8 protein-coding genes and 1 pseudogene are annotated in these 8,227 nt (G+C 64.1%); 7 read left to right on the top strand and 2 right to left on the bottom strand.

What is annotated here, in order from left to right; genetic code table 11:
- Window positions 1-374: 374 nt before the first annotated feature.
- The 3 genes from uxuA to iolB all read left to right on the top strand — a co-directional run bounded on the left by uxuA (window position 375) and on the right by iolB (window position 3,800).
- Window positions 375-1,433: a mannonate dehydratase gene (gene uxuA, locus H3V53_RS41730; RefSeq protein ID WP_336602823.1), complete on the top strand. Its 1,059-nt coding sequence runs from the start codon at window positions 375-377 to the stop codon at window positions 1,431-1,433.
- On the top strand, window positions 1,420-2,898 hold the full coding sequence (locus H3V53_RS41725) for a mannitol dehydrogenase family protein (RefSeq protein ID WP_336602822.1): 1,479 nt from the start codon (window positions 1,420-1,422) through the stop codon (window positions 2,896-2,898). Before uxuA ends, H3V53_RS41725 begins: the two co-directional genes overlap by 14 nt.
- 71 nt (window positions 2,899-2,969) lie before the next feature.
- Window positions 2,970-3,800, top strand: coding sequence for a 5-deoxy-glucuronate isomerase (iolB, locus tag H3V53_RS41720; protein ID WP_336602821.1), 831 nt, complete (start codon window positions 2,970-2,972; stop codon window positions 3,798-3,800).
- Window positions 3,801-3,816: 16 nt separating this feature from the next.
- Here iolB and H3V53_RS41715 read toward each other — a convergent pair whose 3' ends face one another.
- The gene (locus tag H3V53_RS41715; protein WP_336602820.1) at window positions 3,817-4,812 is read right to left on the bottom strand and encodes a LysR substrate-binding domain-containing protein; all 996 of its coding nucleotides are present in this window, start codon (window positions 4,810-4,812) and stop codon (window positions 3,817-3,819) included.
- Window positions 4,813-4,999: 187 nt separating this feature from the next.
- Between H3V53_RS41715 and H3V53_RS41710 the strand changes: the two genes are divergently transcribed.
- The 3 genes from H3V53_RS41710 (at window position 5,000) to H3V53_RS41700 (ending at window position 7,642) form a co-directional block, all read left to right on the top strand.
- Window positions 5,000-5,674, top strand: a complete 675-nt coding sequence (locus H3V53_RS41710) for a M24 family metallopeptidase (protein ID WP_336602819.1) — start codon at window positions 5,000-5,002, stop codon at window positions 5,672-5,674.
- Window positions 5,643-6,167, top strand: a complete 525-nt coding sequence (locus H3V53_RS41705) for a M24 family metallopeptidase (protein ID WP_336602818.1) — start codon at window positions 5,643-5,645, stop codon at window positions 6,165-6,167. The genes H3V53_RS41710 and H3V53_RS41705 overlap by 32 nt, the downstream gene beginning before the upstream one ends.
- 89 nt (window positions 6,168-6,256) lie before the next feature.
- The gene (locus tag H3V53_RS41700) at window positions 6,257-7,642 is read left to right on the top strand and encodes an MFS transporter (RefSeq protein ID WP_336602817.1); all 1,386 of its coding nucleotides are present in this window, start codon (window positions 6,257-6,259) and stop codon (window positions 7,640-7,642) included.
- Between the two features lie 238 nt (window positions 7,643-7,880).
- Here the strand turns inward: H3V53_RS41700 and H3V53_RS41695 are convergent, their stop codons facing one another.
- Window positions 7,881-8,024 (bottom strand): hypothetical protein, encoded by a 144-nt coding sequence (locus tag H3V53_RS41695; protein ID WP_336602816.1) that lies wholly within the window; start codon window positions 8,022-8,024, stop codon window positions 7,881-7,883.
- Window positions 8,025-8,127: 103 nt separating this feature from the next.
- Here H3V53_RS41695 and H3V53_RS41690 point away from each other — a divergent pair.
- Window positions 8,128-8,227 (top strand): annotated as a pseudogene (locus H3V53_RS41690) (trehalose-phosphatase); the annotation flags it as partial.

The following is an 8,227-nucleotide window of genomic DNA, read 5'->3' as shown; positions in this document are numbered from 1 at the left end:
CATCACGGCGAATCGGCCACTGCCGCGCTTTATCAAGGCAGATAACGGGTCCGAGTTCATCTCGAAAGCGCTGGATCGATGGGCATACGAGAACGGCGTTTTGTCTCCACCACGGTCAGCCTCATGCATGCAACGCAGTGGCGGCTTGCCATGTATTCCATAATCGTATAGATAAGACGCTATTCTTCATTACAAAGGCATGGCGATCGCCGCTAGTATGGAGGCTCCCGACTGCCCTCGCGCATGAACCCGACAGGGGGATGGCGTCCATGCGCGGCGCCGCTGCGCAGGACCAACGCGGAAGGGCCGAACCAATCATTCCCTGCTACGCAGCGTCGTCGAAGGCGCAGCGAGCGTGTGGAGGAGACTCGAACGTGAAAATGACCTTTCGCTGGTATGGCGACACCGACCCCGTGCCTCTCGCTTACATCCGTCAGATTCCGGGCATGGCCGGGGTCGTCTCGGCGATCTATGACGTACCTGTGGGCGAGGTGTGGCCGATCGACAGAATCCTGTCCCTGAAGAACAAGATAGAGGCTCACGGCCTGACGCTGGAAGTGATCGAAAGCGTGCCGGTGCACGAGGACATCAAGCTCGGCAAACCGACGCGCGACACGCTCATCGCCAACTACGGCCAGACGCTGCTTAACCTGGGCGCCTGCGGTGTGAAGGTGGTCTGCTACAACTTCATGCCGGTTTTCGACTGGACCCGCACCTCGCTGGAAATGCCCCTGCCCGATGGATCGACGACGCTCGCGTTCGACACGCAAGCGATCCGCGAACTCGACGTGAGCCAGGGTATCCAGCTGCCCGGCTGGGACGCGAGCTATCGGCCCGAGCAATTGAAAGCCCTGCTGCGCGACTATGAAGCGCTTGACGAAGCCGGTCTTTGGGCCAATCTCGACTACTTCTTGCGCGCAATCATTCCGGTGGCCAAAGAAGCCGGCGTCAAGATGGCGATCCACCCCGACGATCCGCCGCGGCCAATTTTCGGGCTGCCGCGCATCGTGAAGAATCGTGCGGACCTGCAGCGCGTGCTGGCTATCGTCGACGATCCGGCCAACGGCCTGACGCTTTGTTCGGGGTCGCTGGGCGCGGACTTGCAGAACGATATTCCGGCACTGGTGCGCGAATTCGGCGCGCGTGGCCGGATTCATTTTGCGCACCTGCGTAATGTGCAAGTCAATGCCGCAGGCGATTTTCATGAGACCTCGCATCGCTCGGCCGACGGCTCGCTCGACATGGCGGAGATCGTCAAAGCCTATTTCGAAACCGGCTTTGAAGGCTATGCAAGGCCGGACCATGGGCGAATGATCTGGGGCGAAACGGGCCGCGCCGGCTATGGGCTGTTCGACAGAGCGCTCGGCGCGGTCTACCTGAACGGCATCTGGGAAGGTCTCGCCAAACGTCCGGCCGATCATGCGGCTGAGTAATGCAGCCCTGGCATCGCTCGCGGCGCGCGCGGCTGGCGAAGTCGTCGTTCCCGCCTACGATCGCGCGAGCCTTGCACCTGGCATCGTCCATCTGGGCCTCGGGGCGTTTCATCGCGCGCACCAGGCCGTGTACACCGAGCACACGTTGCGCGCTGGCGATCACCGCTGGGGCATCGTCGGCGTGTCGTTGCGGCGTGCGGATACGTCGGAGGCGCTCACTCCGCAGGATCATCTGTATGCCGTGGATGTGCGCGACGGCACCGCTGATTCGTTCCAGGTGATCGGTGCGCTGATCGCCTCGCTGGTCGCGCCGCAGTCGCCCGCCGCCGTGCTCGATGCGATGACCGATCCGCGCTGTCATGTTGTCAGCCTGACGATCACCGAGAAGGGCTATTGCCGCAATCCGGCCAGCGGCGCGTTGCAGTTCGATCATCCCGACATTGCCCATGATCTGCGCGAGGCCGCCGTGCCGCGTAGCGCGATCGGCTTCGTTGTGCGCGCGCTGGCGCTGCGCCGCGCGGCCGGTCTGGGGCCGTTTACCGTGCTGTCGTGCGACAACCTGCCGTCCAACGGCGACACGATGCGCGCGTTGACGCTGGCGTTCGCGCGCGAAACGGACGCTGTGCTGGCCGACTGGATCGAGCAAGAGGGCGCGTTTCCCAACACGATGGTGGATCGGATCGTGCCGGTCACCACCGACGCCGACCGTGTGCGCGTAGCGAAGCAACTCGGCGCCGACGATGCGTGGCCGGTGATGACGGAGCCGTTTTCGCAATGGGTGATCGAGGACCGCTTCGCGGGGCCGCGGCCGGCGTGGGAGCGTGCAGGCGCGACGCTCGTGGGTGACGCGCGTCCCTATGAGCAGGCCAAATTGCGGATGTTGAACGGCGCGCATTCGGTGCTGGCATACCTCGGGACGCTGATCGGCTATGACACCGTCGATCAGGCGATCGGCGCGCCGGCGGTGCTGAACTTCGTCGAGCGTATGTTGCGCGACGAGGTGGAACCGGCGCTGTCGCGACCCGCTTTAGCCACCTATCGCGCCGAACTGTTCGCGCGCTTTCGCAATGCCGCGCTCGATCACCGCTTGCAGCAGATCGCGACCGACGGCTCGCAGAAGTTGCCGCAGCGCTGGCTGGAAAGCGTGCGCGTCAACCTGAAACGCGGCGCGCCGACCGAAAGTCTTGCCTTTGCGCTGGCCGGTTGGATTGCGTATCTGGGTGGTCAGGACGAGACGGGCCGCACCTACGCCATCGCGGACCCTCTTGCCGACACCCTGACCGAGGCGGTCCGCTCGACCTTGCAAGGGGATACCGTCGACGCGGTAGAAACACTGTTCGAAATCGAGTCGATTTTCGGATGCGATCTGCGTGCACACCCGCGATTCGTCTCGCAAGTCGCACGCCATCTGGAAGCGATTCGCAAACAAGGCGTCGTCAAAGCGATGGGCGGTTTTACCGCTTGAGGCGATGCACGCGGTCGCGCAGCGACTGCCGCGTTCCGCTGAGTAGCATTCCTGAATAATTGGAGGAAGACATGAGCGAGCTGCTCGTCAAACCGTCGACGCATGCCGAAGGCGGCCAGATCATCCATATCACACCGGCGAGCGCCGGCTGGAAATACGTCGGCTTCGATGTTTTCGACCTTAAGGTCGGCGCCACGGTCACGCGGGATACAGGCAATCGCGAAGTCGTGATCGTACTCGTGAAGGGTCACGCGATGGCCGGTTGCAAAGGGCTCGCGAGCCGCGCGATCGGCGCACGGATGACGCCGTTCGATGGCGCGCCGTGGTCCATGTATGTGCCGCCGCACACGCGCTACACGATCGTGGCGACGGACGACGTCGAACTCGGCATCTGCTCAGCGCCCGCGAAGGGCGGTCTGCCGCCGCGCTTCATTGCACCTGAGGAGGTCAAGCAGGAAACCCGCGGCGCGGGCGCCAACCTGCGTCATGTGCGCCACATCCTGCCGGAAACGGAGCCGGCGGAGAGCTTGCTGGTGGTGGAATCGGTGACGCCCGCAGGCAACTGGTCAAGCTACCCGCCGCATCGGCACGATACCGACGACGGCGAGCAGCAGACCTATCTCGAGGAAACCTATTACCACCGTGTCTCGCCGCCGCAGGGCTTCGCGATTCAGCGCGTCTACACCGACGACCGCAGTCTCGACGAAACGCTCGCGGCGTACGACAAGCACGTGGTGCTGGTACCGCGCGGCTATCACCCGGTTGCCGCGGCGCACGGCTACGACCTCTACTATTTGAATGTGATGGCGGGTCCGCGCCGCACCTGGCACGTACACAACGAACCGGCGCATGAGTGGTTGCTACAGCCAGGCGCAAGCGTCGCGGTGGACGGCGCGCGCTGAGCCCGGCCGCGGCATGTCAGTCGCTGTCGGTGTCGGGGGCTTGGGTGTCGAATCCGGCGGCCTCGCGCAGCGCTTGCAGCATCGCACGCGCACCCGGAGAGAGCCTGTCGCCGCGCCGGGTGACGATGCCCGCCGGTCCAAGCTTCAGATCGAGTTCGAATGGTAGTGGTGCGAGCGCGCCGGCAATGCAATATGGCCGCACCGGCTCGCGCGCAAGCGGCGCGATCATATCGCTCATCTGCAGCAGACTCGTGATGACAGGCAGCGATGAGCTCTCGACCACATCCGTCGGCAACGCGAGCTGCCGTTCGAGAAAAAGCTGCGTGAACTGATTGCGCATCACGTTGCCTTTGGGCGGCAAGATCCACGTTTGCGGCGCCAGTTCGTTCCAGCTCAGACGCTTGCACTTGCCGAGCGGATGGCCAACGCGCGCGAACAGCCCGTGCTGTGCTTCTGCCAGCGGGGCGTAGTGCAGTTCCGCCAGATCGTCTGGATTGCGGATTCGCGCGACGATCATATCCAGCTTGCCTTCCTGGAGACGCTGCACCAGCACCTCGCTGAACTCCATCTCGATGCTGATGCGAATCTGCGGAAAGCGCTTCTTGAGTAGCGCCACGGCCTTCGGCACGAGGTTGGTGGCCGCCGTGACCTCGGTGCCGATGACCGCCTGCCCGGTCAGGCCGGCTTTGAGCGCGGATACTTCGTCGTAAGCGTGCCGCAACTCCGCCAGCACGCCGCGCGCATGGCGGATCAACACCTCGCCGTACCAGGTGGGCTCGACACCGCGCGGATGCCGTTCGAACAACGGCACACCCATCGTCTCTTCCAGTTCGCGCAGCAACTTGGTCGCCGCGGGTTGGGTCATGTGCGCGGCGTCCGCCGCGCGTAATACCGAGCGATGGGCGTCGAGGTGAACGATCAGGGCCAATTGGCGTGTCTTCACACGTGTGGGGTCGAAGCGGCCCGTCGCGATGCCCGCCGCGCCGTCGTCCGGATGAATTGCCGAGGTCACGATGTCGCCTCCATGTATTCCGAATCGATATAGATTGTGCGTTATTTTTCATTATAAAAGCATATCTATCGATTCTACTATGCAGAACACGTCCTGCATTCCAAGGCGGGGCGGTTTCCCATCACGGCCATCGAGAACGGGCTGCACCCGGCATCCGCCATGCAGCCGAACAGGAGACGACGAAGCAATGAACATCCGTACCGCAGACATTCCGCCGGAAGGCATCACTACCGACGAGTTCCTCGGCCGCGTCGCCAAGGTCCGCAGCGCACTCGACAAGGCGGGCCTGGTCGGCCTGCTCGCCTTCGGCGATTGCTGGCGTGGCGCGAACATCGGCTACTTCACCGAGTTCCGTCCGCTCGACGGCGTATCGGACATTGCCAACGCGATCCTGCTGCTGCCCGTGGACGGCGACCCCGTGCTGTTCGTGTCGGATCAATGCTTCGACTACGCGACGAGCGTGACCGCCTTCGAGGTGCGCAGCCTGCGTGAAGTCACGCAACAGGTGCAGGCGTTTTCGGCGCGGCATCGCAGCGGTACGGTCGGCCTCGCGGGCGCCGCCTATATCCCCGCGGATTTGCTGCAGCGCCTGAATGCCGGTCTCGGCGAACTGAAGCTCGAACCGACGATGGTGCTGGCCGAAATCAAGGCGATCAAGAGCGACGCCGAAGTGGCGCTGATGCGTAAAGCCGCCGCCTTGACCGATTCGGCGATGGCCGCGATTCGCGACGCGCTCGCCGACGGCCGTCCCTACACCGAGCGCGAACTCGCTCTGATCGCTGACCGCGCGATGCTCGCGGGGGGGAGCGGAGCGGACCGCATTCGATTCGATGGTTCAATCCGGTCCGCGCTCGGCCTATAACCTGGCCCGCCCCACCGACCGCATCCTGCAGCCGGGCGACCTGATCATGACCGACATCGGTGCGCGTTATCGTGGGTACGTCGCCGATGGCGGACGCGGTTTCACCTACGGTCCGGCGAACCCCGACAAGATGGCGATCGTCGCGGCAGCGGCGCGCGCGGTCGAAGCGGGGCTTGCCGCCGCGCGTCCCGGCATGGCGGCCATGGAACTGAACGCGGTGATCCAGCAGGCGCTAGTGAAGTCGAACTACGAGCAATATTCGAGCGAAGCGCGCGGCCATGGCACCGGTCACGGCACCGGCATGGACCCGGAAGAAGAAGCGCCGTGGATCGGGCCGGGCAACAGGACCGTGCTGCAGGAAAACATGGTCTTCACCCTGAAGGCGACGATCACGGTGCCGAACGTCGGCGGTTTGCGCACGGAACGGATCGTGCGGTTGACCTCAGGCGGCGTCGAAATGCTCGACCAGTTCCCGATGGAACTGCACTGGTGAGCGCAGCGAACCCAACGTAACGTGCCGCCGAATCTGCGCCGCCGGCACGCAGCAGTTCAAGACATAGATTCCCAGAGAAGGGAGGAGACATGAATACATCGCCTGTTTCGTCCGGCAACGCGCCTGTTATCAGCCGGTCGGCCGTCAACCGTGTGCTGGTCGCTTCGGTGGTCGGGACCGCTATCGAGTGGTACGACTTTTTTCTTTATGCCACCGCTTCGGCGCTGGTCTTCGCCAAGCTGTTCTTTCCCTCGTTCGATCCCGTGGTCGGCACCATCGCGGCGTTCGGCAGTTTTGCGGTCGGCTATCTGGCACGGCCTTTCGGCGCCGTGTTTTTCGGGCACTTTGGCGATCGTATCGGACGTAAGGCGACGCTCGTCGCGACGCTGACGATCATGGGCGTCAGCACCTTCGTGATCGGCCTGCTGCCCACCTACGCCTCGATTGGCGTGTGGGCGCCGATCCTGCTGGTGGCGATGCGCTTCATGCAAGGGCTCGGCGTCGGCGGCGAATGGGGCGGCGCGGTGCTGATGGTGGTGGAAACGGCGCCGGCCACGAAGCGGGGCTTTTTCGGCGCGTTTCCGCAATTGGGCGTGCCGCTCGGGCTGATGCTGTCGACCGCGGTGTTCAAAACTGTGTCGAGCATGCCGTCGGACGCATTCTATGCATGGGGATGGCGCCTGCCGTTCCTGCTGAGCGTCGCGCTGATCGCGATCGGCCTGTTCATCCGCCTGCGCGTCATGGAGTCACCGGTATTCGAACAGATCAAGGCGAGCAAGCAGGTCGTGAAGGCGCCGCTGATCGAATTGCTGCGCCGGCATCCGAAAGACCTGGTGCTGACGATCGGCACGCGCTTCGCCGTCGACATCACCTTCAATGTGATCAACGTGTTCGTGCTGGTGTACGGAACGACGCGGCTTGGCTTGTCGCGTGGACTACTGCTGAACGCCATCATTGTGGGCTGCGCGTTTGCGCTGATTACGCTGCCGCTGTTCGGCAAACTGTCGGACGCGATCGGACGCCGGACCGTGTTCATGCTCGGCGCGGTGTTCGTCGCGATCTATGGATTCGCGTTCTTTCCGCTCATCGAGACCCGCAATCCGACCTTGATTTTCGTGGCGTACGTCTGCGGTATCGCGTTGAGTCAGGCGTCCGTGTACGGCGTGCAATCGACGTGGTTTGCGGAACTGTTCGGCACGCGGGTGCGCTATACGGGCGCTTCGCTGCCGTATCAGATCGCCGGCATCATCACGTCAGGACCGACGCCGCTGATCGCCACCTATCTGTTCGCGACCTATGGCCAGACGCTGCCCATTTCGATCTATATCGCGGCGACAGGGGTGCTGAGCCTGCTGTGCGCGTTTTTCCTCGCGGAGACTTTCAGGCGGGATCTGTCGGCGGAGCCGGAAGGTGAGGGGGCCGCAGCGCCTGGCGCCCATGTGTCCGGTCACTCACCGCATCCCCTGTCGCGCTGAGCGCAAGTCAGTCCAGCATAACGTCGTGTATGAGCCGGCCTCCTCACCGACATGACACCGGCGCGGCCATCGCAACATCCGCGGCCTGTGCTGGATCTGAGTACCGTCCGGCACGCTGCCGGATCGCTTCAGTCCTGCGCCGATGTTGCACGGGTGCGGCGGCAGCCGGTGGCGCTGTGCGCGCACGCGGCCACGCCGCGCGTCGGCAAGCCATCGCGCGGGGCGCGCGGTGTGTTGGTCAGGGTGCCGTCACGACGCGGTAGTAGACGCCGTTCGCGCCATACGAGGGCTTGAACCACGTATTGCCGCAGAGATAGTACGTGCCGCCCTGGACGGCGGGCGTGATGCAGCCGGCGGGCAGCGTCGCGTAGATCGCGCCCATCGCGAAGCTGGAACTGGACTGCGGCGGAGGTGCCGCGGTCGCCGCACCGGCGACGTAGCCGGCGTTGTAGGCGTTCGTCGAGTTCGCGGCGGCATAGCCACTGTCGGACGCCTACGTGCTGCAGCCCGGCAAGATGGTCTATGAAATCAAGCCGAAGGACGTCGACAAAGGCCGCGCGCTGCGCGCCTTTCTCGACGAACCGC

The sequence above is a fragment of the Paraburkholderia bengalensis genome (genome assembly GCF_037126505.1).
Taxonomy (GTDB): domain Bacteria; phylum Pseudomonadota; class Gammaproteobacteria; order Burkholderiales; family Burkholderiaceae; genus Paraburkholderia; species Paraburkholderia bengalensis.
The sequence above is the reverse complement of the archived record's forward strand: the minus strand, read 5'-3'. Positions and strand labels throughout refer to the sequence as shown.

Bases quoted from the DNA above. Each gene is read 5' to 3' on its own strand.
- H3V53_RS41725 (WP_336602822.1), top strand. From the start codon at position 1,420: ATGCGGCTGAGTAATGCAGCCCTGGCATCGCTCGCGGCGCGCGCGGCT.
- iolB (WP_336602821.1), top strand. From the start codon at position 2,970: ATGAGCGAGCTGCTCGTCAAACCGTCGACGCATGCCGAAGGCGGCCAG.
- H3V53_RS41710 (WP_336602819.1), top strand. From the start codon at position 5,000: ATGAACATCCGTACCGCAGACATTCCGCCGGAAGGCATCACTACCGAC.
- H3V53_RS41705 (WP_336602818.1), top strand. From the start codon at position 5,643: ATGGTTCAATCCGGTCCGCGCTCGGCCTATAACCTGGCCCGCCCCACC.
- H3V53_RS41700 (WP_336602817.1), top strand. From the start codon at position 6,257: ATGAATACATCGCCTGTTTCGTCCGGCAACGCGCCTGTTATCAGCCGG.
- H3V53_RS41695 (WP_336602816.1), bottom strand. From the start codon at position 8,024: ATGGGCGCGATCTACGCGACGCTGCCCGCCGGCTGCATCACGCCCGCC.